The 25,863-nt window shown below is 64.7% G+C and carries 20 protein-coding genes and 2 tRNA genes; 14 read left to right on the top strand and 8 right to left on the bottom strand.

What is annotated here, in order from left to right; all coding sequences use genetic code 11:
* Window positions 1-186: 186 nt before the first annotated feature.
* From ftsH to pnp, 14 genes are all read left to right on the top strand, one after another.
* Window positions 187-2,172: an ATP-dependent zinc metalloprotease FtsH gene (gene ftsH / locus GRB80_RS15160; RefSeq protein ID WP_132042123.1), complete on the top strand. Its 1,986-nt coding sequence runs from the start codon at window positions 187-189 to the stop codon at window positions 2,170-2,172.
* A 161-nt stretch (window positions 2,173-2,333) separates the two neighbouring features.
* Window positions 2,334-3,185, top strand: a complete 852-nt coding sequence (gene folP, locus GRB80_RS15155) for a dihydropteroate synthase (protein WP_445351971.1) — start codon at window positions 2,334-2,336, stop codon at window positions 3,183-3,185.
* Window positions 3,185-4,543 (top strand): phosphoglucosamine mutase, encoded by a 1,359-nt coding sequence (gene glmM, locus GRB80_RS15150; RefSeq protein ID WP_161424097.1) that lies wholly within the window; start codon window positions 3,185-3,187, stop codon window positions 4,541-4,543. Before folP ends, glmM begins: the two co-directional genes overlap by 1 nt.
* Before the next feature lie 89 nt (window positions 4,544-4,632).
* Window positions 4,633-5,382, top strand: coding sequence for a triose-phosphate isomerase (gene tpiA, locus GRB80_RS15145; protein ID WP_161424096.1), 750 nt, complete (start codon window positions 4,633-4,635; stop codon window positions 5,380-5,382).
* Window positions 5,383-5,386: 4 nt separating this feature from the next.
* The gene (gene secG / locus GRB80_RS15140; protein WP_132042120.1) at window positions 5,387-5,749 is read left to right on the top strand and encodes a preprotein translocase subunit SecG; all 363 of its coding nucleotides are present in this window, start codon (window positions 5,387-5,389) and stop codon (window positions 5,747-5,749) included.
* A gap of 34 nt (window positions 5,750-5,783) precedes the next feature.
* Window positions 5,784-5,870: transfer RNA gene (locus GRB80_RS15135), tRNA-Leu, on the top strand.
* Between the two features lie 142 nt (window positions 5,871-6,012).
* Window positions 6,013-6,089 (top strand) — tRNA-Met (locus GRB80_RS15130).
* Window positions 6,090-6,332: 243 nt separating this feature from the next.
* Window positions 6,333-6,794: a ribosome maturation factor RimP gene (gene rimP / locus GRB80_RS15125; RefSeq protein ID WP_132042119.1), complete on the top strand. Its 462-nt coding sequence runs from the start codon at window positions 6,333-6,335 to the stop codon at window positions 6,792-6,794.
* A gap of 83 nt (window positions 6,795-6,877) precedes the next feature.
* A complete protein-coding gene (gene nusA, locus GRB80_RS15120) occupies window positions 6,878-8,368 on the top strand; it encodes a transcription termination factor NusA (protein WP_161424095.1) in 1,491 nt (496 codons plus the stop codon).
* A gap of 117 nt (window positions 8,369-8,485) precedes the next feature.
* On the top strand, window positions 8,486-11,014 hold the full coding sequence (infB, locus tag GRB80_RS15115) for a translation initiation factor IF-2 (protein WP_161424094.1): 2,529 nt from the start codon (window positions 8,486-8,488) through the stop codon (window positions 11,012-11,014).
* A 16-nt stretch (window positions 11,015-11,030) separates the two neighbouring features.
* Window positions 11,031-11,438: a 30S ribosome-binding factor RbfA gene (gene rbfA, locus GRB80_RS15110; RefSeq protein WP_132042116.1), complete on the top strand. Its 408-nt coding sequence runs from the start codon at window positions 11,031-11,033 to the stop codon at window positions 11,436-11,438.
* Window positions 11,438-12,355 (top strand): tRNA pseudouridine(55) synthase TruB, encoded by a 918-nt coding sequence (gene truB, locus GRB80_RS15105; RefSeq protein WP_161424093.1) that lies wholly within the window; start codon window positions 11,438-11,440, stop codon window positions 12,353-12,355. Before rbfA ends, truB begins: the two co-directional genes overlap by 1 nt.
* Before the next feature lie 78 nt (window positions 12,356-12,433).
* The gene (gene rpsO, locus GRB80_RS15100; protein ID WP_132042114.1) at window positions 12,434-12,703 is read left to right on the top strand and encodes a 30S ribosomal protein S15; all 270 of its coding nucleotides are present in this window, start codon (window positions 12,434-12,436) and stop codon (window positions 12,701-12,703) included.
* A gap of 168 nt (window positions 12,704-12,871) precedes the next feature.
* Window positions 12,872-15,007: a polyribonucleotide nucleotidyltransferase gene (gene pnp, locus GRB80_RS15095; protein WP_205741896.1), complete on the top strand. Its 2,136-nt coding sequence runs from the start codon at window positions 12,872-12,874 to the stop codon at window positions 15,005-15,007.
* 250 nt (window positions 15,008-15,257) lie between these two features.
* Here pnp and GRB80_RS15090 read toward each other — a convergent pair whose 3' ends face one another.
* The 8 genes from GRB80_RS15090 to GRB80_RS16290 all read right to left on the bottom strand — a co-directional run bounded on the left by GRB80_RS15090 (window position 15,258) and on the right by GRB80_RS16290 (window position 25,851).
* On the bottom strand, window positions 15,258-16,433 hold the full coding sequence (locus GRB80_RS15090; RefSeq protein WP_161424092.1) for an acetyl-CoA C-acetyltransferase: 1,176 nt from the start codon (window positions 16,431-16,433) through the stop codon (window positions 15,258-15,260).
* A gap of 194 nt (window positions 16,434-16,627) precedes the next feature.
* Window positions 16,628-17,476 carry a pantoate--beta-alanine ligase gene (gene panC, locus GRB80_RS15085; RefSeq protein ID WP_161424091.1) on the bottom strand — a complete coding sequence of 283 codons (849 nt, stop codon included), beginning with the start codon at window positions 17,474-17,476 and terminating at the stop codon, window positions 16,628-16,630.
* A 90-nt stretch (window positions 17,477-17,566) separates the two neighbouring features.
* Entirely contained in the window at window positions 17,567-18,358 is a 792-nt protein-coding gene (gene panB / locus GRB80_RS15080) for a 3-methyl-2-oxobutanoate hydroxymethyltransferase (RefSeq protein ID WP_132042110.1), read from the bottom strand.
* 112 nt (window positions 18,359-18,470) lie between these two features.
* On the bottom strand, window positions 18,471-18,971 hold the full coding sequence (gene folK, locus GRB80_RS15075) for a 2-amino-4-hydroxy-6-hydroxymethyldihydropteridine diphosphokinase (RefSeq protein WP_161424090.1): 501 nt from the start codon (window positions 18,969-18,971) through the stop codon (window positions 18,471-18,473).
* A complete protein-coding gene (pcnB, locus tag GRB80_RS15070; protein WP_132042108.1) occupies window positions 18,968-20,377 on the bottom strand; it encodes a polynucleotide adenylyltransferase PcnB in 1,410 nt (469 codons plus the stop codon). The genes folK and pcnB overlap by 4 nt, the downstream gene beginning before the upstream one ends.
* A 971-nt stretch (window positions 20,378-21,348) precedes the next feature.
* Entirely contained in the window at window positions 21,349-22,752 is a 1,404-nt protein-coding gene (locus GRB80_RS15065) for a sigma-54-dependent transcriptional regulator (RefSeq protein ID WP_132042107.1), read from the bottom strand.
* Entirely contained in the window at window positions 22,749-25,685 is a 2,937-nt protein-coding gene (locus tag GRB80_RS15060; protein ID WP_161424089.1) for an ATP-binding protein, read from the bottom strand. Before GRB80_RS15060 ends, GRB80_RS15065 begins: the two co-directional genes overlap by 4 nt.
* Window positions 25,675-25,851: a hypothetical protein gene (locus GRB80_RS16290; protein WP_165927492.1), complete on the bottom strand. Its 177-nt coding sequence runs from the start codon at window positions 25,849-25,851 to the stop codon at window positions 25,675-25,677. Before GRB80_RS16290 ends, GRB80_RS15060 begins: the two co-directional genes overlap by 11 nt.
* Window positions 25,852-25,863: the final 12 nt, after the last annotated feature.

Here is a 25,863-nt window from a genome sequence, read left to right as displayed (position 1 = left end):
GCGGACAAAGCAGAATAATGTGTGTCACAGTGCCTGGTGCGAATGACCGCTTATGCCGTCGCGAATGACCGCGTAGCTAATTGCGAATGACCGCATAGCAGCGGTGGCCGAACGCGGCCGGCTCATGTAGTGTCCAACGTGCCAGGTCCTTGCGGCCGATAGATTTCAGATATTGAGGGTAGTCCCTTGAACGATATGGCGAAGAACCTGATCCTGTGGTTGGTCATCGCGGCGGTGCTGCTGACGGTGTTCAACAACTTCAGTGTCGACAGCTCACCCCAGACGATGAACTACTCCCAGTTCGTCCAGCAGGTGCAGAACCAGCAGGTGCGCAGCGTCACCATCGATGGCTATACCATCAATGGCGAGCGTACCGATGGCTCCCAGTTCCAGACCATCCGCCCCGCGGCGGAGGATCCCAAGCTGATGGATGACCTGCTCTCCAGCAACGTCACCGTGGTGGGCAAGAAGCCCGAGCAGCAGAGCCTGTGGATGCGACTGCTGATCGCCAGCTTCCCGATCCTGCTGATCCTGGCGATCTTCATGTTCTTCATGCGTCAGATGCAGGGCGGCGGGGCCGGCAAGGGTGGCCCCATGAGCTTCGGCAAATCCAAGGCCAAGCTGCTCTCCCAGGATCAGATCAAGACCACCTTCGCCGACGTTGCGGGCTGTGACGAGGCCAAGGAGGAGGTCGAGGAGCTGGTCGACTTCCTGCGCGACCCCACCAAGTTCCAGCGCCTGGGTGGCACCATTCCCCGCGGCGTGCTGATGGTGGGCCCGCCCGGCACCGGCAAGACGCTGCTCGCCAAGTCGATTGCCGGCGAGGCCAAGGTGCCGTTCTTCTCGATCTCCGGTTCCGACTTCGTCGAGATGTTCGTCGGTGTGGGCGCCTCCCGTGTGCGTGACATGTTCGAGCAGGCCAAGAAGCAGGCGCCCTGCATCATCTTCATCGACGAGATCGATGCCGTGGGTCGCTCCCGCGGGGTCGGCATGGGCGGTGGCAACGACGAGCGTGAGCAGACCCTCAACCAGCTGCTGGTGGAGATGGACGGCTTCGAGGCCAACGAGGGCATCATCGTCATCGCCGCCACCAACCGCCCCGACGTGCTCGACCCGGCCCTGATGCGTCCGGGACGCTTCGACCGCCAGGTGGTGGTGCCGCTGCCCGATATCCGCGGCCGTGAGCATATCCTCAATGTGCACCTGCGCAAGGTGCCGCTGGCCGATGACGTCAAGCCGTCGCTGATCGCTCGCGGTACGCCCGGCTTCTCCGGTGCCGACCTGGCCAACCTGGTCAACGAGGCCGCCCTGTTCGCCGCGCGTCGCAACAAGCGCCTGGTGGGCATGGAGGAGCTCGAGCTGGCCAAGGACAAGATCATGATGGGGGCCGAGCGCCGCTCCATGGTCATGACCGAGAAGGAGAAGCTCAACACCGCCTATCACGAGTCGGGCCATGCCATCATCGGCCTGGTGATGCCGGAGCATGACCCGGTCTACAAGGTGACCATCATCCCGCGTGGCCGCGCCCTGGGCGTGACCATGTTCCTGCCCGAGCAGGATCGCTACAGCCTGTCGCGGCAGCAGATCATCAGCCAGATCTGCTCGCTGTTCGGTGGCCGCATCGCCGAGGAAATGACGCTGGGGCCGAACGGGGTAACCACCGGTGCCTCCAACGATATCAAGCGCGCCACCGAGCTGGCACACAATATGGTCGCCAAGTGGGGTCTCTCCGAGGAGATGGGCCCGATCATGTACGACGAGGATGAGTCGCACCAGTTCCTGGGTGGCCCCGGTCAGGGTGGCAAGCTCAAGTCCGGCGAGACGATCTCCAAGCTCGACAGGGAGGTGCGCAAGGTCATCGACGAGTGCTACGAGCAGGCTCGCGTGATCCTCGAAGAGAATCGCGACAAGCTCGACGCCATGGCCGATGCGCTGATGAAGTACGAGACCATCGATGCCGACCAGCTCAAGGACATCATGGCCGGGCGTACGCCGCGTCCGCCCAAGGACTGGGAGGATGGAGACTCCTCCGGTCCTGGCGCCCCGGTGACCGAGGGGGCTCGCGACGCGACGACCCCGGATGAGCCGGAGCAGGTCGACGGTGACGAGGATGACGACGAGGAGCCGCGTCGTCGGCCCTCCGACCCGCTGGGTGGCCCGGCCGGCTCCTGAGCCCGCAGCCCACCCCAGTCAGGCGCCCCCGCGGGGGCGCCTTTGCCTTTCTGATCAGCCCGTTTTCTCAATCATTCAATTCACTATCATTCAATTCTCTGTTCTTCAGTTCACTACCCTTCAATTTGCTACCCTTCGATTCACTTACCCTCCGAGCGAAGATGAACGCGAACTCCCTCTCCCTGATGTGCGGTCGACATCGGCTCGACCTCTCCTATCCCCGCGTCATGGGGATCCTCAATGTCACCCCCGACTCCTTCTCCGATGGGGGGCGCCATGTGTCCTTGGACGATGCCCTGCGCCATGCCGAGCGCATGCTGGCGGAGGGGGCGGCGATCATCGATGTCGGCGGCGAGTCGACCCGTCCCGGGGCCGATGGGGTTTCGCCCCAGCAGGAGCTCGAGCGGGTGGCACCGGTGGTGGAAGCACTGGTCCGTGAGCTGGATGCCCTGGTCTCGGTGGATACCAGCAGCCCCGAGGTGATACGCGAGAGTGCCGCCCTGGGCGCCGGCATGATCAACGACGTACGGGCCCTGGAGCGCGAGGGGGCGATGGTCGCCGCCATCGGCAGCGGCCTGCCGGTGTGTCTGATGCATCGCCAGGGCGAGCCCCGCGACATGCAGCAGGCGCCCCGTTATGATGTGCCCATCGAGGAGGCGGTAGCCGACTATCTCGCGGCGCGCGTGGCGGCCTGCGAGCAGGCTGGCCTGCATCGTGATCGCCTGCTGCTCGACCCGGGCTTCGGCTTCGGCAAGACGGTGGAGCACAATCTACGCCTGCTCAATCGCATGGAGCGTCTCGTCGAGCTCGAATTGCCGCTGCTGGTGGGCATGTCGCGCAAGAGCATGATCGGCAAGGTGCTCGAGCGTCCGGTGGAGGAGCGCCTGCCCGGCGGCCTGGCGCTGACGGCGATGGCGGTGGAGCGCGGCGCCCGCATCCTGCGTGTCCACGATGTCGCCCCCAGCGTGGATGCGGTGAACATGACCTGGGCAGTACTCAAGGAGAGTTGCTGATGGCTCGACGCTATTTTGGTACGGATGGAATTCGCGGCACCGTCGGCGAGGCACCGATTACCGCCGACTTCATGCTCAAGCTGGGCTGGGCCACCGGGCGTGTGCTCGCCGCGCGCCATGGCAAGCGGCGCTGCCGGGTGCTGATCGGCAAGGACACCCGCATCTCCGGCTACATGTTCGAGTCGGCGCTGGAGGCGGGGCTCTCGGCGGCGGGGGTCGATGTGGCCCTGCTCGGCCCCATGCCGACTCCTGGTATCGCCTACCTGACGCGCACCTTTCGTGCCGATGCCGGCATCGTGATCTCGGCATCCCACAACCCCTTTGCCGACAATGGCATCAAGTTCTTCTCCACCGAGGGCGCCAAGCTCAACGATGAGGTCGAAGAGGCGATCGAGGCGATGCTCGATGAGCCGCTGACCACCGTGGCCGCGGACCGCCTGGGCAAGGCCGAGCGCATCGATGATGCCGACGGCCGCTATATCGAGTTCTGCAAGTCGACCATCCCCGACCGGGTCAGCCTCGAGGGGCTCAGGGTGGTGCTCGACTGCGCCCATGGCGCCACCTACCACATCGCCCCCAGCGTGTTTCGCGAACTGGGTGCCGAGGTGAGCGTGATCGGTGCCTCCCCCGACGGGCTCAATATCAATCGTGAGGTAGGCTCCACCCACCCGGCGGCGCTGCGCGCGGCGGTGATCCAGCAGGGGGCCGATCTGGGAGTGGCCTTCGACGGTGACGGCGACCGGGTGTTGCTGGTGGATAGCGACGGCCGCGAGATCGATGGCGATGACATCCTCTATCTGATCACCCGCGACCGCCATGCGCGTGGCGAGCTGGGTGGCGGCGTGGTCGGCACTCTGATGTCGAACTTCGGCCTGGCCGCGGCGCTGGAGACCATGGGGGTACCCTTCGAGCGGGCCAAGGTCGGCGACCGCTATGTCATGGAGCGGCTCGCCGCCAACGGTTGGCAGCTGGGCGGTGAGTCCTCCGGTCATATCGTCTGTGGCCATGTGCAGACGACCGGCGACGGTATCGTCTCGGCGCTGCAGGTGCTGGCCATCATGATGCGCGAGGGCGAGTCGCTGCAGAGCCTGCTGGCCGGGCTGGAGAAGGCCCCTCAGGCGCTGGTCAATGTACGGTTGACCCCCGGCAGCGATGCCCGGGCGGTGATGGCGATGCCGGCCCTCAAGGATTCGGTAAGCGAGGCCGAAAGGGAGCTCGGTGAAGAGGGGCGGGTGCTGCTGCGCCCCTCCGGCACCGAGCCACTGATCCGCGTGATGGTCGAGGGTCGCCCTCACCTGGACGTGGATGGTCTGGCACGGCGCCTCGCCGAACGGGTTGAGGCGCTGCTCGGCACCTGAGGACTCGCTGGTCGAGGGCTCGGGGTGGCCGGTTGTCTTGACAGGGCCTCTCCTATACCATTTCGCTCCATCTTGAAAGAGGACAGTCGATGCGCACGCCGCTGATCGCCGGCAACTGGAAGATGAACGGCTCGACCGAGCTGGTCGAGGCCTTCGGTCAGGCCTTCTCGAGTGCCGCGCTACCCAACTCCCTGGAAGCGGCGATCTTTCCGCCCTATCCCTATCTGGGGGCGGCGCGAGCTGCCTTCGCCGAGTCGCCGCTGGCGCTCGGTGCCCAGACGCTCAATCCGCACCCGGCGGGGGCGCACACCGGTGAGGTGAGTGGTCCCATGCTGCGCGAGTTCGGGGTCCAGTATGCCCTGGTGGGGCACTCCGAGCGTCGCCAGCTCTATCGCGAGAGCGACGAGCAGGTGCATGAGCGCCTGCTGGCCGCGCTCGAGGTCGATATCGTGCCGGTGCTCTGCGTGGGCGAGAGCCTCGCCGAGCGCGATGCCGGTCATACCCTGCAAGTGGTATTGCATCAGGTCGGGTACGTGATGTCGAGGCTGGAGCCGGCGCAGCGCGAGCGCGTGATCATTGCCTATGAGCCCGTGTGGGCCATCGGTACCGGCCGTACCGCCACTCCCGAGCAGGCTCAGGAGGTCATGGCCGGCATTCGCGCCTACCTGGCCGAGTTCGATCGCGGTCTGGCGGATGGGTTGCGGCTGCTCTACGGCGGTAGCATGAACGCGGGCAATGCGGCCGAACTGCTAGCCCAGCCCGATATCGACGGCGGCCTGGTGGGCGGTGCCTCGCTCAAGGTCGACGATTTCCTAGCCATCTGTCAGTCAGCAGGTTAATTCCATGCAAGTTGCCATTCTTATGATCCACGTGGCGGTCGCCATCGCCCTGGTCGTCCTGATCCTGCTGCAGCAGGGCAAGGGGGCCGAGGCCGGCGCCGCCTTCGGTGGCGGTGCCTCCCAGACCGTGTTCGGCTCCCGCGGTAGCGGTGGCTTCCTGTCGAAGTTCACCGCCGTGCTGGCGGCTGCCTTCTTCGCTACCTCCCTGACCCTGGCCTGGTTCGCCAGTCAGGCCAGCGACGCTCCCGAGGCAGGCATTCCGGACGCGCGCCTGATCGAACAGCAGAATAACGTGCCGACCCTTGACGAAGGGGAGTCGAGCATGGATAATGCTGCGCCAGTGCTGGAGAGCGGCGGCGAGCAGTAAGGCGTCGTTGCACCATCATCCAGCCTCCCCTGATGCCGAAGTGGTGGAATTGGTAGACACGCTATCTTGAGGGGGTAGTGACCTTACGGTCGTGCGGGTTCAAGTCCCGCCTTCGGCACCATCTGATTCATCGCGGCGTTCCTGGTTAACGGCTGATAGTTAACATGACGATGCCGACGATCCTTCAGAAGCAGGATTGGCAAAGCGGTGTGCAGCTCTTGACGTATTCGTCGGCTGCGTGTAGTATCACCGACCTAGATTGATGCGGGGTGGAGCAGTCTGGTAGCTCGTCGGGCTCATAACCCGAAGGTCATCGGTTCAAATCCGGTCCCCGCTACCATCTTCCGGCAGGTGCCTGTCGACCATGCAAGCTGGCATGATCGAATGAAGGGGCAGCTATTGACCGCCGGAGTGGTTTACAGGTTTCTTGTGAAAGCCCCTTCCTGTGAAGGGGCTTTTTGTTAGCAGCTTGCTCAGGGCGCCAAGCGTCGGGGCACTGTTCCGGGCAATGCCAATCAGCCACCTGACTTTCCAGTTCACTCCCGGCCAGGTGCCTGATGCAACGGCTGTAGGAGTCTATTCCGTGGCTACCAAGGATGCTGCGCTACACACCTTGATCGACCCGGTGGTTACCGCCATGGGTTTCGAGCTGTGGGGCATCGACTATCTCTCCCAGGGTAAGCACTCGCGTCTGGTGATCTATATCGATCACGAGGACGGTATCACCGTCGACGACTGTGCGGACATCAGTCGTCAGATCAGTGCGCTACTCGATGTCGAGGACCCGATTCACGGCGAATATCGCCTCGAGGTCTCCTCTCCGGGGATGGATCGCCCCCTGTTCACCCTCGATCACTTTTCTCGTTATCGTGGCCACGAGGTGGCACTGAAGCTGCGTGCGCCCTTCGAGGGGCGGCGCAAGTTCCAGGGCCTGCTGGCCGGCGTCGAGGGTGACGAGGTGCTGGTGCAGGTCGATGGCGAGGAGTACTGCTTCCCCGTCGACGGCATCGATCAGGCGCGCGTGGTGCCCCGTTTCGAGGATTAGCCCGCGGTTCAAGGATTCGGCCTCCCCCCAGGGGAGGCATGTTGAGCATCAGCTCGAGAACAGCTTTCTGGCGAGGCAAAGGCATGAGTAAAGAGATTCTGGCGGTCGTGGATGCGATCTCCAACGAGAAGGGGGTTCCCCGCACGGTGATCTTCGAGGCCGTCGAGGCGGCCCTGGCCAGCGCGTCGCGCAAGCGCTTCGAGGATGAAGAGGCCAGCGTGCGCGTGCATATCGATCGCAGCACCGGCGAATACGAAACCTTTCGTCGCTGGGAAGTGGTCGAGGACGATGACTTCGACGGCCCTGACCACCAGATCAAGCTGACCTTTGCCGAGCGTCGCGATCCGCCCCTGGGCCTGGGTGACGTGGTCGAGGAGCGCATCGAGAACGCCGAGTTCGGTCGCATCGCCGCCCAGACCGCCAAGCAGGTGATCGTGCAGAAGGTGCGTGAGGCCGAGCGTGCCGAGGTCGTGCGGCTCTACGCCGATCGCGAGGGTGAGCTGGTCTCGGGCATCGTCAAGAAGACGACCCGCGATGGCCTGATCATCGACCTGGGTGACAACGCCGAGGCGTTCCTGCCGCGCAGCGAGATGATTCCCGGTGAGCGCTACCGCATGAACGAGCGGGTTCGTGCCCTGCTGGTCAAGGTCGACCCGGAGGCGCGCGGTGCGCAGCTGATCCTGTCGCGTACCTGCTCCGAGCTGATCATCGAACTGTTCAGCATCGAGGTGCCGGAGATCGCCGAGCAACTTATCGAGATCAAGGGGGCCGCTCGCGACCCCGGGTCCCGCGCCAAGATCGCGGTGAAGACCAACGACCGTCGTATCGACCCGGTGGGAGCCTGTGTGGGCATGCGTGGCTCACGGGTCCAGGCCGTCTCCACGGAGCTCCAGAACGAGCGCGTCGATATCGTGCTGTGGGACGACAACCCCGCCCAGCTGGTGATCAACGCCATGGCGCCGGCGGATGTCGCCTCCATTCTGGTCGATGAGGATGCCCACGCCATGGACGTGGCCGTCGCCGAGGACAATCTGGCCCAGGCCATCGGCCGCAGCGGTCAGAACGTGCGCCTGGCCTCCGAGTTGACCGGCTGGCGGATCAATGTGATGACCGAGGCCGAGGCGGAGGACAAGCGTGACCAGGAGGTCGATAGCCTGGTCGAGCAATTCGTGCAGCACCTCAACATCGACGACGATGTGGCGCGCCTGCTGGTGGAAGAGGGCTTTACCACCCTGGAAGAGATCGCCTACGTACCGGTTGAGGAGATGCTCGAGATCGAAGAGTTCGATGAAGAGACCATCGAGGAGCTGCGCTCGCGTGCCAAGGATGAGCTGCTCAACCTCGCCATCGCTTCCGAGGAGGCGCTGGATGGTGCTCAGCCAGCCGACGATCTGCTGGAGATGGACGGCATGGAGCGCCATCTGGCCTTCATCCTGGCCAGCCGGGGAGTCGTAAGCATGGAGGATCTGGCCGAGCAGTCCGTCGATGATCTTCTGGATATCGAGGGCATGGACGAGGAGCGTGCCGCGTCACTGATCATGACTGCCCGTGCGCCCTGGTTTGAAAACGAGTAGTTCGCATAGGAACGGCTCGAAGGCGAATAACGTGCAGACAAGGGTCCGATGCCCAGCGCTCGGACCGGCAGTATTCGAAGCGAACAGAATTGGGGTCACGGGCTCAGGAGGGTCTACATGTCAGACATGACCGTTAAGGATTTTGCAGCGAAGGTGGGACGCGACGTTCCCCGCCTGCTGGAACAGATGAAACAAGCCGGGCTCAAGCACAAGTCCGAGAGTGACGCCGTGTCCGAGGAAGACAAGCGTCAGCTGCTCGACTTCCTGACCAAGAGCCACGGCGGCAGCGCCGAGAAGGCCGCGCCGAAGAACCGCATCACCCTGACGCGCAAGACGCGCAGCCGCATCAACACCGGTGAGCGTGGCAAGACCATCGAGGTGCAGGTGCGCAAGAAGCGTACCTACGTCAAGCGCGCCGAGGAAGAGACCAAGCCGAAGCAGGTGGAGGACACCGGTCCGCGTCAGTTGGTCGGCGACATGGCCGACTCTCAGCAGGCCCAGGCCGCCAAGGAGGCCCGCGAGGCCGAAGAGGCCAAGGCGCGTGCCGCCGAGGAGGCCGCGCGCGAGGCCGCCGCCAAGCTGGAGGCCCAGAAGGCCGCCGAGGTGCCCGATATCCCGGTGCCCGAGCTCGAGACGACGGCACCCGGCGACGAGCCCCCGGCCCCGCCCAAGGAGGGCCGTACCGATCGTCGTACCGCGCCGCCCAAGAAGGCCGCCGCCAAGAAGGGGCGTCACGATCGCGATGACGACCGTGGCGAGCGCGAGGACCGGCGTCGTGGCGGCAAGAAGGCCAAGCGCGCCGAGCGTCGCGGTGGTCGTCGTGGTGGCAGCAGCAGCCAGGGCAATGGCAAGCACGGCTTCCAGAAGCCGACCCAGCCCATCGTCCGTGAGGTCTCGATCCCCGAGTCGATCAGCGTCGCCGAGCTGGCCGACAAGATGTCGATCAAGGCCAACGAGGTCATCAAGACCATGTTCACCATGGGCGCCGCGGTGACCATCAACCAGACCATCGACCAGGACACCGCCGCCATCGTGGTCGAGGAGATGGGGCATACGCCCAAGCTGGTCAAGGACGATGCGCTCGAGGAGGAAGTGCTGGACAGCATCTCCTACGAGGGTGAGGAGCTGACCCGTGACCCGGTGGTGACCGTGATGGGCCACGTCGACCACGGCAAGACCTCGCTGCTCGACCATATTCGCCAGGCCAAGGTGGCCACCGGCGAGGCCGGCGGTATCACCCAGCATATCGGCGCCTATCATGTCGCGGCCGAGAAGGTGAACAACTCCCACGGTGTGACCTTCCTGGACACCCCGGGCCACGCGGCCTTTACCGCCATGCGTGCCCGCGGTGCCAAGGCGACCGACGTGGTCATCCTGGTGGTGGCCGCCGATGATGGCGTCATGCCCCAGACCATCGAGGCGATCGAGCACTCCAAGGCCGCCGAGGTTCCCATGGTGGTCGCCGTCAACAAGATCGACAAGCCGGCCGCCGATCCGGATCGCGTCAAGAACGAGCTCTCCCAGCACGGCGTCATCTCCGAGGAGTGGGGTGGCGACACCCAGTTCGTGCATGTCTCCGCCAAGACCGGTGAGGGCATCGACGCGCTGCTCGAGGCGGTGCTGCTGGTCTCCGAGGTGCTCGAGCTCAAGGCCGTCCCCGAGGCGCCCGGCAAGGGTGTGGTGGTCGAGTCGCGCCTGGACAAGGGGCGTGGTCCTGTGGCCACCGTGCTGGTTCAGAACGGCACCCTCAAGCGTGGCGATATCGTGCTGGCCGGCCTGCACTATGGCCGCGTGCGTGCCCTGACCAACGAGCTGGGCAAGCAGGTCGAAGAGGTCGGCCCGGCGATGCCGGTGGAGATCCAGGGCCTGGACGGTACGCCCGAGGCGGGTGACGACTTCATGGTGGTGGCCGACGAGAAGAAGGCCCGTGAGGTTGCCAACTTCCGTCAGGGCAAGTATCGCGAGGTACGCCTGGCACGCCAGCAGAAGGCCAAGCTGGAGAACATGTTCAGCCAGATGGGCCAGGATGTGGCCGCCAAGCTCAACATCGTGCTCAAGGCCGATGTCCAGGGCTCTCTGGAGGCGATCAAGAGCGCGCTGGAAGAGCTCTCCACCGGCGAGGTGGAAGTGGCAGTGGTCTCCTCCGGTGTGGGTGGCATCACCGGTACCGACGCCAACCTGGCACTGGCCTCGGAAGCCATCGTGGTCGGCTTCAACGTGCGTGCCGATGTCGCGGCCCGCGAGATCATCGAGCGCGAAGGCCTCGACCTGCGCTACTACAGCGTCATCTACCAGCTGATCGATGAGGTCAAGCAGGCGATGAGCGGCATGCTGGCACCGGAGTGGAAGGAAGAGATCGTCGGCGTGGCCGAGGTTCGCGACGTCTTCCGTGCACCGAAGATCGGTGCGGTGGCCGGCTGTATGGTGGTCGAGGGCACCGTCTTCCGTAACAAGAAGATCCGCGTGCTGCGCGACAACGTGGTGATCTACGAGGGTGAGCTCGAGTCGCTGCGTCGCTTCAAGGACGATGTCCAGGAAGTGCGCAACGGCATGGAGTGCGGCATTGGCGTGAAGAACTACAACGACGTCCAGGTCGGCGACAAGATCGAGGTCTTCGACCAGATCAAGGTCGAGCGGACGCTCTAAGCGCCAGGAGCTAAGCATGCGCGAGTTCAAGCGTACGGACCGGGTGGCCGACCAGCTCCAGAAGGAGCTGGCGGTCCTTATCCAGCGCGAGGTCAAGGACCCGCGCCTGGGCATGGTCACCGTCAGCGGCGTCGAGGTCAGTCGAGACCTCGGCTATGCCGACGTTCATGTGACCCTGCTGGGTGAGGACACCCCGGAACGGATCAAGGAGAACCTCAAGGTTCTCAAACAGGCCGCCGGTTTCCTGCGCGGGCAGATCGCCCGCCGCATCAAGCTGCGCCACGTGCCGGAGCTGCGCTTTCACTACGACGAGAGCGTGGTGCGCGGCCAGCGCCTCTCCTCGCTGATCGACGAGGCGGTAGAGAGTGACCGCACCCGCCTGGGTGAGGAGCCAACTTCCGACGACGAGGGTGAGCGGGACTGATGGCACGTCGACGTCGCGGCCTCCCCGTCAATGGCGTGCTGCTGCTGGACAAGCCCGCGGGCCTGTCCAGCAATCACGCGCTACAGCAGGCCCGACGCCTGTTCCAGGCCCAGAAGGCCGGCCACACCGGCACCCTGGATCCTATGGCGACCGGTCTGCTGCCGGTGTGCTTCGGCGAGGCGACCAAGTTCTCCGCTCATCTGCTGGCCTCCGACAAGGTCTACCGTACCCGGGTGGAACTGGGCGTGGTGACCGATACCGGGGATGCCGAGGGTGAGGTGGTCGAACGCCTGGCGGTCCCGTCCCTGACCGCTGCCGATGTGGAGGCCGTGCTGGCTCGCTTTCATGGCGAGATCGATCAGGTGCCCCCCATGTACTCGGCGCTCAAGCACCAGGGACGCAAGCTCTACGAGCTGGCTCGCGAGGGCAAGTCGGTTGAGCGTGCAGCGCGGCGTGTGACCGTGTATGATGCCCGGCTCGTTTCCTTCGAGGGCAGCGCCTTCGAACTGGAAGTGTCGGTCAGCAAGGGGACCTATGTGCGTACCCTGGCCGAGGATATCGGACGCGAACTGGGCAGCGGGGCACATATCAGTGCGCTGCGTCGCCTGGCCACCGGGCCCTTCGGCGCCGAGGCCATGCTGACCCTCGAGTCGCTGCAGGCACTGCCTGACCAGGCGGCCCGAGAAGCGACGCTGCTGCCGGTCGACGTGCTGGCCGCGCACCTGCCGCGCCTCGAGGTCGACGCCGAGGCGGCGCGCCGCCTGACCCATGGTCAGGCGGCCGCGGTGGATGCCGGCGATATCGCCGTCGGCGAGACGGCAAGACTCTACTGCAACGAGATCTTCCTGGGTCTCGGTGCGGTGACGACGCCACAGGAGGTGGCGCCGAAACGGCTGCTGAGCACCGCAGCCGATTGAGGGAGAGACGCCCGAGACTGCAAATATGCGTGGTCTCACACACTCATCATTCAGGCATATTGCTTACTGGAGAGACAGATGGCACTGACAGCCGAGCAGAAGTCCGCAATCGTCAGCGAATTTGGTCGTGGCGACAACGACACCGGTTCCCCCGAAGTTCAAGTGGCCCTGCTGAGCGCCAACATCGATGGCCTGCAGGATCACTTCAAGACCAACAAGCAGGATCACCACTCCCGTCGTGGCCTGATCCGCATGGTCAACCAGCGCCGCAAGCTGCTGGACTACCTGAAGCGCAAGGACTTCGAGCGCTATCAGGCTCTGATCCAGCGTCTGGGCCTGCGTCGCTAAGCGTCGCACCCCGCGCGGTAACGAAACGGGCAGCCTTCGGGTTGCCCGTTTTGCGTGTATAGGGCGGAAATCTCGCTATCCGGTGGCCGCGGGGCGCGTCAACCCCTAAAATGGTCGGCGAGTCGAAACGACCCAAACACAGAAAAGTAGATATTGAAGGAAGTCGCCGTGAATCCGGTCAAGAAGACATTTCAGTACGGTCGCAGCACCGTCACCCTGGAAACCGGGCGCATCGCCCGCCAGGCCTCCGGTGCCGTAATGGTCACCATGGACGATACCGTGGTGCTGTGCACCGTGGTCGCCAGGAAGGAGGCCAATCCCGCGCAGCCGTTCTTCCCGCTCTCCGTGCACTATCAGGAGAAGACCTATGCGGTCGGCAAGATCCCCGGCGGCTTCTTCAAGCGCGAGGGGCGCCCCACCGAGAAGGAGACGCTCACCTCGCGGCTGATCGATCGCCCGATCCGTCCGCTCTTTCCCAAGGGCTTCATGAACGAGGTGCAGGTCGTCTGCACCGTGCTCTCCACCGATCGCAACCATGATCCGGATATCGCGGCGCTGATCGGCACCTCCGCGGCCCTGGCCATCTCCGGGGTGCCCTTCAGTGGCCCCATCGGCGCGGCCCGCGTCGGCTTCAACGAGGAGCAGGGCTACTTCCTCAACCCCACCGTGGAAGAGCTCACCACCTCCGAGCTGAACATGGTCGTCGCCGGTACCGAGAAGGCGGTGCTGATGGTCGAGTCCGAGGCCGATGAGCTGCTCGAGGACGAGATGCTCGGCGCCGTGCTCTACGGCCATATGGAGATGCAGACGGCGATCCAGGCCATCAACGAGCTTGCCGCCGAAGCGGGCAAGCCGAAGTGGGACTGGCAGCCGCCGGTGGAGAACACCGCGCTCAAGTCCGCCATCGCCGAGGCCTTCGAGGCCCGCGTGGGCGAGGCCTATCGCATCACCGACAAGATGCAGCGCCAGGATGCCCTGTCGGCCCTCAAGGCCGAGGCGGTGGAACAGCTGGCCGGTGAGGAAGAAGGTAAGTTTGCGGCCGATGATGTCAAAGGTGCCTTCTCCAGCCTCGAGAAGCGCGTGGTACGTGCCCGTGTGGTGAAGGGCGAGCCGCGTATCGATGGCCGTGACCACAAGACCGTGCGTCCGCTGGAGATCGAAGTGGGTAGCCTGCCCAAGGCCCACGGCTCGGCGATCTTTACCCGTGGCGAGACCCAGGCCATCGTGGTCGCCACCCTGGGTACCCTGCGTGACTCCCAGCTGATCGAGTCCCTGGAAGGGGAGCGCAAGGACCGCTTCCTGTTGCACTACAACTTCCCTCCCTACAGCGTGGGTGAGGCCGGCTTCATGGGTGGTCCCAAGCGCCGCGAGATCGGCCATGGCCGCCTGGCGCGTCGTGGCGTGCAGGCCATGCTGCCCGACGAGGCGGAGTTCCCCTACACCATCCGGGTGGTCTCCGAGATCACCGAGTCCAACGGCTCCAGCTCCATGGCGTCCGTGTGCGGCTCCTCGCTGGCCCTGATGGATGCCGGCGTGCCGATCAAGTCGCCGGTGGCAGGTATCGCCATGGGCCTGGTCAAGGACGAGGACGGCTTTGCCGTGCTGACCGACATCCTAGGTGACGAGGACCACCTCGGCGACATGGACTTCAAGGTGGCCGGCTCCGCCGATGGCGTGACCGCTCTGCAGATGGACATCAAGATCGAGGGCATCAACGAGGAGATCATGGAGCAGGCGCTGCAGCAGGCCCTGGAAGCGCGCCTCAGCATCCTCGAGCAGATGAACGCGGTGATCAACCAGAGCCGTGCCGAGGTCTCCGAGAACGCGCCCTCAATGGCGACCATCAAGATCGATCCCGAGAAGATCCGTGACGTCATCGGCAAGGGTGGCGCCACGATCCGCAAGATCTGCGAGGATACTGGCGCCTCCATCGATCTCGATGATGACGGCACCGTGCGCATCTATGCCGAGGACAAGTCGGCGGCCAAGGCGGCCATCGACACCGTGCTGGCGATCACCGCGGAGCCCGAGATCGGCAAGCTCTACCGCGGCAAGGTGGTGCGCATCGCCGACTTCGGCGCCTTCGTCAATATCATGCCCGGCACCGATGGTCTGGTGCATATCTCCCAGATCGTGCCGGAGCGGGTCAATGACGTGCGTGACTTCCTCAACGAGGGCGACGAGCCCATCGTCAAGGTGCTCGATATCGACAACCGCAACCGGGTGAAGCTCACCATCAAGGAGATTACCCCGGAAGAAAAGGCGGCATTCGAGGCCGAGGCGGTCGCTGAACCCGAGCTGTAAGCGCCTTCGGCGAGCTCTAAGCCGGAAGCTTGAAGCTGGAAGAAAAAACCGCCCCCGCAGCCTGGCTGCGGGGGCGGTTTCTTTAGAGGTATCGTCTATTCAGCAGTAGGAGGGATCGGTCCGCCGAATCGGCTCCGCATCGCGACCGACCCCGTCAGGTGCCTGGTGGTGTCTCCCGGCTGTAGCTAGCGCTGCCGGGAGGCCTGCGGCCTCCATTCGCCCGGCGGACCCGGCCTCCTACAACAGCGCGTTATCTTTCGATGGCGAGTGCCACGCCCTGTCCACCACCGATGCAGAGGGTGGCGAGGCCCTTCTTGGCGTCACGGGCGATCATCTCGTGGACCAGGGTCACGAGGATGCGGCAGCCGGAGGCGCCAATGGGATGACCGATGGCGATGGCACCACCATTGACGTTGATCTTGCTGGCATCCCAGCCCAGCTCCTTGTTGACGGAGAGGGCCTGGGCGGCGAAGGCCTCGTTGGCCTCGATCAGGTCGAGGTCGTCGATGCTCCAGCCGGCCTTCTCCAGGCAGCGTCGGGTCGCCGGGGCCGGGCCGATGCCCATGATGGAGGGGTCGACGCCGGCATTGCTGTAGGCCTTGATACGCGCCAGCGGCTCGAGGCCCAGGGCCTTGGCCTTCTCGGCGGTGCACAGCATCACCACGGCCGCACCGTCGTTGATGGAGGAGGCGTTACCGGCGGTAACGGTGCCATCCTTCTTGAAGGCCGGGCGCATGCCGGAAAGCTTCTCGGCGGTCACATCACGCGGGCCCTCGTCGGTGTCGAAGACGATCGGATCACCCTTGCGCTGGGGGATCTCCACCGGGACGATCTGCCCCTTGAACCTGCCCTCGCGGATGGCCGCGGCGGCCTTCTGCTGGGAGTCGGCGGCGAACGCATCCATCTCCTCGCGGGTGATACCGTACTTTTCGGCCAGGTTCTCGGCGGTAATGCCCATATGGTAGTTGTTGAAGGCGTCCCACAGGCCGTCGTGCACCATGCTGTCCACGGCCTTCCAGTCGCCCATGCGCTGGCCATTGCGCGAGTTGGGCAGTACGTGGGGCGAGGCGGACATGTTCTCCTGACCGCCGGCGATGATCAGCTCGGCATCGCCACAGCGGATCGCCTGGGTGGCCAGGTGTAGCGCCTTGAGGCCGGAGCCGCACACCTTGTTGATGGTCATGGCCGGTACGGTCTCGGGCAGTCCAGCCTTGATGGCGGCCTGACGCGCCGGATTCTGGCCAACACCAGCGGTCAGCACCTGGCCAAGCAGCACCTCGTCCACCTGATCGCCGGCGACGCCGGTAGTCGCCAGGATGTCCTTGATCACTTGGGCACCTAGATCGCTGGCAGGGACGCCGGCTAGGGAACCGCCAAAGGAGCCGACAGCGGTGCGGCGGGCGGCAACGATAACCACTTCTTGCATGGGAGCAGTCTCCTTGCTGGAAAGACGAGCTTACGGCCTTGTCGCGACAGCTGGACATGACCGGGGCCTTCAGCATAGGGGAGTCTTGTGCGGTGCCGCAATGTTTACGTGGCGGTCATTGGTGGTAGTCGGTCACAGGGAAGGAGAGCCAGTGCTCCAGTGGTGCCTGGAGCGTGCATTCCAGATGGATCGCATCAGCGCGGCAGGGTCAGGGCGAGATTGTCGATCAGTCGGGTAGGGCCGAGACGAGCGGCGGCCAGTAGTATCGCCTCACGGGTCGAGGGAATCACTGGGCCGAGGTCGGCGGCGCGCAGCTCCAGATAGTCGGGATCGAAGCCGGCTTGCTTCAGGTCTGCCCACCCGTGCTCCAGGCTAGCGGATGTATCCCCACCGGATTCCAGTGTGTCGCGTAGCTTGCAGAGGGTGACGTAAAGGCGCGGAGCGATACGACGCTGCTCGGCACTCAGGTAGCCGTTGCGCGAGGAGAGCGCCAGGCCATCCTCGGCACGCACGATGGGTACGCCGAGAATCTCGATGGGAAGGTGCAGGTCGGCGACCAGGCGACGAATCACCGCCAACTGCTGGTAGTCCTTCTCCCCGAAGCAGGCGAGGTCGGGTTGCACCAGGTTGAAGAGCATGCCGACTACCGTGGAGACGCCATCGAAATGGCCGGGACGAGAGGCGCCACAAAGCCCTTCGGTCACTTCGGGCACCACGATACGGGTCTGGGCTTCCAGGCCCCTTGGGTAGAGGGTGTCGGTGTCGGGGGTGAAGAGCAGGTCACAACCGGCCGCCTCGAGCCGCGCCTGATCCTCCGCGAGGGTTCGCGGATAGGCGTCAAGGTCTTCCCCGGGGCCGAACTGCAGCGGATTGACGAAGATGGTGGCGACCACCACTTCGGCCCGCTGACGGGCGGCGGCGACCAGGGCCAGATGGCCTTCGTGCAGATTGCCCATGGTGGGCACCAGGGCGACGCGGTCGCCGCGCCGACGGGCGTCGCCCAGCGTTTCGCGCAGGGCGGGAATGTCTCTCAGGGTACGCATGGCAAGGTTCCGGCTAGAAGCGGTAGTAAACAGCGTTTCTTAAAAACTGGGGCTGAAACCCGAAGTTAAAACTAAAGTTAAAAACTGAAGTTAAAAACAGTGCTCCTCGGCGGGGAACCGCCGTGCCTTGACGTCCTCGTGGTAGCGACGAAAGGCGCCGTGGATGTCCTCGGCCTCGGCCATGAAGTTCTTGACGAAGCGCGGCTTGCGGCCCGGGGTGACGTCCAGCACGTCGTGCATGACCAGGATCTGGCCATCAGTGTCGGGGCCGGCACCGATGCCGATCACCGGTACATCAAGGGCCTCGGTGATGGTGCGGCCCAGGTCGGCCGGCACGCACTCCAGCAGGATGACCGAGGCGCCGGCCTCGACCAGGGTGCGGGCGTCCTCGAGGATCTGGCTGGCGCGGTCGGCATCGCGGCCCTGCACCTTGTAGCCACCCAGCTGATAGACGGTCTGTGGCGTCAGACCCAGATGGGCGCATACCGGCACGCCCCGGCGGGTCAGCTCACGGATGCCGTCGGCCATCCATGCTTCGCCCTCCACCTTGACCAGCTCGGCCCCGGCACGCATCAGTTCGCCGGCGTTTTCCAGCAGCCGTTCCTGGCTGGCATTGCCCATGAAGGGCAGGTCGACCATCAGCAGGCTGGCGCCCTTGCCACGCGCCACGCAGCGAGTGTGATAGCAGATCTCCTCCAGCGTGACCGGCAGGGTGCTGGTATGGCCCTGCAGGACCATGCCCAGGGAGTCGCCCACCAGCAGTACGTCGATGCCGGCATCGCTGGCGGCCCTGGCAAAGGAGGCGTCGTAGGCGGTCAGGCAGCTGAAGGTGTCACCGGCGCGCTTGTAGGCCTGCAGCGTGCTCAGGGTGATGGGTTTCATGGCATGCTCTCTCGGTTATGACGTCGGATCGCGGCGTGGAATGCCGGCCCGTGTAACCCACGATTGTTACCCGAATGGGCGCTCTGTGTCGATGGGTAACACTTTCTGGCGATCATCCTCCCTCGAGCGGTAACACTCCACTCGAGAGGGCGTCGACCTGGGTGGCCTGCAGGTCGGCCAGTCGCCGTCCGTCGGGGAGGCGCAGTCGCGGATCGACGTCCAGCAGTGGCAACAGCACGAAGGTGCGCTGAGTCATCTCCGGATGTGGCACCGTCAGGCGCGGCAGGCACAGGGTGCTGTCACCAAACAGTAGCAGATCCAGATCGAGGGTGCGGGGGCCCCAGCGGCGCGCACGCACGCGGCGGTGGCGCTGCTCCAGGGCCTGCAGCTGGTCGAGCAGTGCGAGTGGCGAGAGGCGTGTTTCCAGGCAGACCACGGCATTGATAAAGTCGGGTTGGTCCTGGGGGCCGACAGGGCGGCTGGCATACAGCGGTGAGGCGGCCACGCGACGGGTCAGCGGCAGCCGGTCGAGCGCCTCGATGGCCGACTCGACCTGTCGGCGGGGGCTCTCGAGATTGCTGCCCAGACCGACCCAGGCGCGCTGCAAGCTCATGGCTCCGAGCTACCGCTACCATTCCCACCGCTTGGCTTGCGGCGGCGTCGACGCCGTTTGCGGCCGGGTTTGCCACTGCCGGCGGGATTGGCACCGACCCGGTCGAGCAGGCGAGCCTGTTCGTGCTCATTGGCGTTCTGGAAGTCGGTCCACCAGTCGCCGAGACCCGGTGTCAGTTCGCCAGCGGCCTCGCGCAGCAGCAGCAGGTCGTAGGCGGCGCGGAAGCGCGGATGCTCGCGTGTCTGGAATACCCGGCGACCGCGGCGCAGTGGCAGGCGCTGCTGGAGATCCCAGATATCGCGCATGGGCATGCTGAAGCGCTTGGGGATCGATACATGCTGGAGCTGACGCGAGATCACCTGTTGGGCAGCGGCCTGCAGGGCAGGGATCGGCGGCAACCCATTGGCCTCCTGTTCGGCCTGGCGCTGCACCACCGGTGGCCATAGCATGGCGGCGAACAGGAAGGCCGGCGTCACCGGACGCTCCTCGTGGATGCGGCGATCCGTGCTGGCCAGGGCTTCCTCGACCAGGCGCTCGGCCCAGGGCAGCTCGTCCATGGCCTCGGCGGCCTCGGGCAGCAACATCTCGAACAGGCCGTAGTGGCGCAACAGGCGGAAGGTCTCGACGCCATATCCGGCCATGAACAGCTTGAGCACTTCGTCGAACAGACGCGCTGGGGGGATCTGCAGCATCAAGGGGGCGAGCTCGCGGATCGGCGCCTCGGTGGTCGGAGCCAGCTGGAAGTCGAGTTTGGCGGCAAAGCGCACGGCCCGCAGCATGCGCACCGGGTCTTCGCGATAACGGGTCGCCGGGTCGCCGATCAGGCGCAGGGTGCGTGCCTGGATATCGCGAACGCCATCGGCGAAGTCGTGGATCGAGAAGTCTGCGATGCTGTAATAGAGGGCGTTGATGGTGAAGTCGCGGCGCAGGGCGTCTTCCTGAACATCGCCCCAGACATTGTCGCGCAGCAGCAGACCGTCGTCGGACTGCTGGGCAACATGATCGGCGTGCTCGTCACCGGGCTTGCCTCGGAAAGTGGTGACCTCAATGACTTCGCGGCCGAAGCGCACATGGACGATACGGAAACGGCGACCAATGATCCGTGAGTTGCGGAACAGCCCCTTGACTTCCTCCGGTGTGGCATCGGTAGCCACATCGAAGTCCTTCGGCATGCGCCCGAGCAGGGAGTCACGGATGCAGCCACCGACGAGATAGGCTTCGAAGCCGGCGTTGTGCAACCGATAAAGAACCTTGAGGGCTGCATCGCTGAGATGCTGGCGCGATACTGGGTGCTCCTCGCGTGGAATGACGCGAACCTCGGGGTTGCTGCTGGCAGCCTCGGTACCGAACAGTGATTTCAGGCTCTCGCCGGGACTCTGCAGAAAACGGGTAAATCCTTTGAACATGCGGCGATATCGACTCGCAGGGCGGAGAAAGCTCGTGGCTTTGGTAAAGGTGCAAAGGCATTGAGTGTAGCGGACCCCCGGGAGCTTGCATAGCACCAGGGCTTCTCCGGCTTTCGCACATTTCCGATACCCGAACACGTATTTCCGATACTCGAACGTAAAAGGGGGAGGCCATTGGCCTCCCCCCTCAAGCAGCGTTGCAGCGTCCCTGCAGCTGTTTCTTCTTCGTGATGGCACATCGCCTTGAATACGCACCACAGTCACCAAGGAGTTCAGGCAAGCAGTGTTGTTATCCTTGTTGGCGCTCCCGGTGGAGACCGCCTCGTATTCAAAACAATAATCCAACCACGACGGCAGTGATTCTGCCTTCCCCCGGCGTATTGGTATTGTTTCCGGGGGTGCGCCTCGCGGGCCCATTGTTCTTGTTGTGGGCGTGGCTGGCGCGTCGCGTCCTGAATTTTCCGGTGCCTCGTCTATTGCTGTTGTTATGTTCGAGGGGCCGGGCACGTCACTCTGTTGTTCTTGTTGTGTCGCACCTGTGGCGGAATTGGCCCACGCCTCTTGATGTTGTTGTGGTGGGCCTGTGTCATTCGGGCTGCGCTGTTGTTGTTGTGGCCGTTGTTGTGGCGGGCAGCGAATGACGCCGGAACTTGTTTTTCTTGCCATGTATATTGCAGATGGCATGCCATTATCTTTTTTTAACAATAAAATCAGTATGATACTTTTTATTTTTCAGGGAGGGACTTCTGCTGAAGGAGCGAGTGTTACCTGGATGGTGCAGGAACCGGGCATGACGTGTGTGGGACGGTAACAAATGGTGCTTGAGGAAGGCCGATGCTCGATCCGGGGTGCTCACATCAGGCCAAAAACCGTCCTTGAACCTTAGTCGAAGAGGGCTTGGGAGTATGGTCAACTGGCCCTGGCCCCGGCCCCGGCCCCGGCCCTGGCCCTGGCCCCGGCCCTGGCTAGGGTCAGTCGACCTTGCGACGAGAGCTCTTCTTGCGTGGAATACCGAGCCGCTGACGGCGCTCCCAGAGCGACTTGCGGCTGATGCCGAGCTTCTGGGCCAGCTCGGTCTCGCTCATATGATCCTGGTTCTCCAGCACAAAGTGCTGGAAATAATCCTCTAGCGAGAGGTCATCTGCGGGGGCGCTATCGACACTAGCCGTCTTGTCGACGGCCGGAGCTTCCTGGGGGGGAGCAGGCCGCCGTGTCATGGGGGGAGCGCCAGAGGCCGCGGTGAGGCCAAGGTCGTCGGGGTGAATCAGATGGCCCTCGGCGAGGATCACTCCACGCTCCAGGGCATTCTCCAGCTCGCGCACGTTGCCGGGCCAGGGATAGTGGCGGATCTCGTCGCGGGCGGCGCGGGAGAGACGCAGCCCACCGCGCTCATGGCGCCGACAGGCCTTGTCCAGCAGGGCGTCGGCGATCTGCAGCACATCGTCCTCCCGCTCGCGCAGGGGCGGCAGGTCGATCTGCATGACATTGAGGCGGTAGTAGAGGTCGAGGCGGAATTCACCGGTCTTCGACAGCGCCTGGAGGTCGCGGTGTGTGGCGGCGATCAGGCGCACATCGACGTGGCGAGTCTCCACCGAGCCGATCTTGCGGATTTCACCCTCTTGAAGGACCCGCAGTAAACGGGCCTGAGCATCCAGAGGCAGCTCCCCGATCTCGTCGAGAAACAGGGTGCCACCGTCGGCGGCCTCCACCAGGCCGGTGCGGGCTGCACTGGCCCCGGTAAAGGCTCCCTTCTCGTGGCCGAACAGCTCCGATTCGATCAACGTTTCCGGAATCGCCGCGCAGTTGACGCAGATAAGCGATGCCTTGGCTCGCTTGCTCTGCTGGTGCAGAGCACGAGCCACCAGCTCCTTGCCGGTGCCGGACTCGCCCTGGATCAGCACGGTGACATCGGCCGGAGCGGTCTTGCTGATCCGTGCGTAGACCCGCTGCATTGCCTCGCAGTTGCCGATCATCGGCCGCGCCTGGCCGCCGGGGTCGGCGATAGCGGGGGGAGTGGCTTGCAGGCTGCCCTGCTGGTGAAGCACGCGGGCCACGGTCTCGAGCAGTTCATCGTGGTCGAATGGCTTGGCCACGTAGTCCACGGCACCCAGCTTGAGGGCGTCCACGGCGGAGCGCATGCTGGCGTAGCTTGTCATGATCAGCACCGCTACCGGGGCGACGCGGGTAATCAGTTCGGTGCCGGGCTCGCCTGGCAGGCGCAGGTCGCTGATCACCAGGTCGAAGCGTTGCGGATCCAGGGCCATGGCCTCGGCGACCGAGCCGGCCTCCTCGACTCGGTAGTCGTGGCGTTCGAGCAGGCGGCGCAGCGCACTGCGGATGATGGCTTCGTCTTCTACGATCAGGATCCGGCTCATCGGGGTCTCTCACCCTCCTTCTGGTGACGCGGCAGCCACAGGCTGATGCGAGTACCGCCCTCATTTCCTGGCAGCGGTGACTCGACGTCCAGGGTGCCGTGATGTTCGGCAATGATGCTATAGACCAGCGGCAGGCCGAGGCCGGTGCCTTCGCCGGGGGGCTTGGTGGTAGTGAAGGGCTCGAAGAGATGATCGCGGACACTGGGATCGATGCCAGCGCCCTCGTCGGTGACACTGACCCTCACCCCCGGGCCTTCAGGGACGGTCTCGATGGTCACACTGTCTCCCGGGCCGCTGGCGTCGCGAGCGTTGCCCAGCAGGTTGACCATTACCTGCAGCAGACGCTGGGCATCGCCCTCCACGCACGCCTCCCGCGAACAGCGATTGTCGAAGCGCACATCCTCCCTCGAGCGGGCCAGGTGGATCAAGTGAATGGCTTCGTCGACCACCTCGGCAATGGCCACCGGGGCGAGCTCGCGGCCGGCGAGGTGGCGGCCGCCATGGGCGAAACCCACCAGAGAGGAGACGATGCGCGAGACGCGATCGGTGAGCTGCTGGATTTGTTCGGTGGTCTCCACCACCTCGGGGTCATCGGCCTCGTAGCGCAGGTTCTGTGCCAACGACGAAATGCCGGTGATGGGGTTGCCGATCTCGTGAGCCACGCCGGCGGCCAGCTGTCCAATGGAGGCCAGTCGAGCAGCGTGGACCAGCTCATCCTCCAGCCATTTCATCTCGCTGTGATCCTCGATCAGGATCACCATGCCACCGGGCTCGCTATCGCTGCCCTCCAGGGCGGCCTTGTGTAGGCTGAGGTAGCGGGTGGTGCCGTCGAGAGTGACGGGGTGTTTGTAGAGCTGGCTTTCAGGCTCGGCGATGATGCGCCCCAGCAGCTGGTTCCAGGGGGCGGGCAGACTCTCGCGCCTGGCGCCCACGACACCGCTGCCGTCGATGCCCGAGAGGCGGGCCAGCGCATCGTTCCACATCAGCAGCTCGCCATCCTCACCGAAGGCGCACAGCCCCACGGGCAGTCGCGTGAGAGTGCGTCGGTGGTAGCGGCGCAGGCCGTCGAGCTCCCGTGCCAGGCCGGTAAGCCGCGAGCGGTAGGCCTCCAGGCGGCTCTCCACGAAGTGGATATCCTCGATGGCGCCGGGGCCTCCCTGGCGGTAGGGCAGATAGCGGTCGACAATATCCTGGGCCACCGAGGGGCCCATCAGCCCGGAGAGGTTGGCCTGCAGACGGTCGCGTAGCCGGCGCAGCGCGTAGGGGCGGCCGTCCAGCGGTGATAGGCCGAGATCATCCAGGGCGCGGTCGACCTCTCGCCTCGCTACCGACTCACCCAGCGCACGGGCCAGGTGTGGCTTGAACTCCTCACCGTTGGCGGCCTCCAGCGGCAGTCGCTGGGGGCGGATCACCGCATCCACCGAACAGGCCTCGGCGGCGGCACGCTCCCCTTCGGATGTCGGGGTGGCCAGGGAGACCACGATAAGGACCATGGCGTTGCTTGCCAGGGAGACCAGGGTCACCGTGTACCAGACCGGCTCGCCATTCAGCGCCTCGAGCCCGGGGGGAATGATCGCCAGTGCGGGGAGTCCGGTCAGCAGGGGCACCCATAGGCCGGAGAGCCATACCCCCACCCCGACGATCAGCCCGGCCACCATGCCGCGCCGGTTGGCGCCTGGCCAGTAGAGCAGGGCCAGTAGTCCAGGGAGACACTGCGCCATGCCCACGAAGGCCGCCAGCCCCAAGCTGGTCAGGTCGTGGTGCACGCCGACGATGCGATAGAACAGCCAGCCGCCGAGCACCACCGCGGCAACCAGGCCGCGGCGCAGCCAACGTAGCCAGCGGTATAGGTCGTGGTGGGCCTCGGGGGGGTGTGCCACCAGGAAGACATGGTTGGTCAGCATGCCCGACAGCGCCAGGGCGATCAGCAGGGTGGTAGCGCTGGTGGCGGCGAGTCCGGCGAGGAAGGCAAGGGCCCGAAGGGACAACGACTCGGACAGGCCAAACGCCAGGTAGCCGGTGTCGAAGGTGGCATCGACCCCCAGGCGCTGGCCGGCCCACAGGATCAGCGGTACCGGTAGCGCCATCAACAGCAGGAACAGCGGTAGCGCCCAGCTGGCCTGCAGCAGGGTGTGACGCGAGCGGGTCTCGTTAAAGACCAGATGGAAGATATGCGGCATCAGCAGGCCGGCGAAGAACAGCAGCAGCATCGAGCGCCAGTGAGCCGGGTCGGTCTTGACTACGTTGGACTGAAAGGTCTGGCCTGGGCCCTCGAGCCATGCCTGAACATCGGTGGGTCCATCGAAGATTACGAACAGTGCGAAGGCGCCGAGGCCCAGCATGGCTAGTAGTTTGATCAGAGAGGAGAGGGCCATCACGGCCAGCAGACTGTCGTGTTGGCCATCGATACTCTGGCGCCGTCCCACGAAGGTCATGTCGAATAGCGCCAGCAGTACACAGAAGAGCAGTGCTAGTGTGGCCGGTGAGGCGGCGCCGGTCATCAGATAGATGGCGTTGCCCATGGTCTGGACCTGCAGGGCCAGCAGCGGTAGTACCGCCAAGAGGCTGACCAGGGTGATCAGGGTGCCGACCCAGCGCGAGCGATAGCGAAAGGCGAAGAGGTCGGCCAGCGAGGCCAGCTGATGGGTGCGCACCATGCGCTGGATCGGCACCAGCAGTACCGGGGCCAGCAGGAAGGCGCCGGCCATGCCCAGATAGTAGGTCAGGTAGCCGTAACCGGAGGTGGCGGCCAGCTCCAGGCTGCCATAGATCGCCCAGGCACTAGCATAGACCCCCAGCGCAAGAACGTAGACGAGCGGGTGGCGGGTGATATGCGTGGAAATCCAGCCACGTTCCACGGCCAGTGCGCAGAGCCAGAGCAGTAGCAGGAAACCGGCTCCCACGCCGAGCATGCCGACCAGGCTAGCGTTCATCGAGTTTCCTCTTCTGCTCCAGCCACAGGGTCAGGGCGATCAACACGCCCCAGATGATGAAGGGACGGTACCAAGCCACGTCGGGATTGGCCCAGCCGCTCATCATCAGCGGTGAGAGCAGGTAGCCGATGAACACCAGGAACAACATCAGTCGATAGACGTACATGGCACCTCCTTC

Origin of the sequence: Halomonas icarae, assembly GCF_009901955.1 — a bacterium.
Lineage (GTDB): Bacteria > Pseudomonadota > Gammaproteobacteria > Pseudomonadales > Halomonadaceae > Halomonas > Halomonas icarae.
This window is presented reverse-complemented; position numbering and strand designations above follow the sequence as displayed.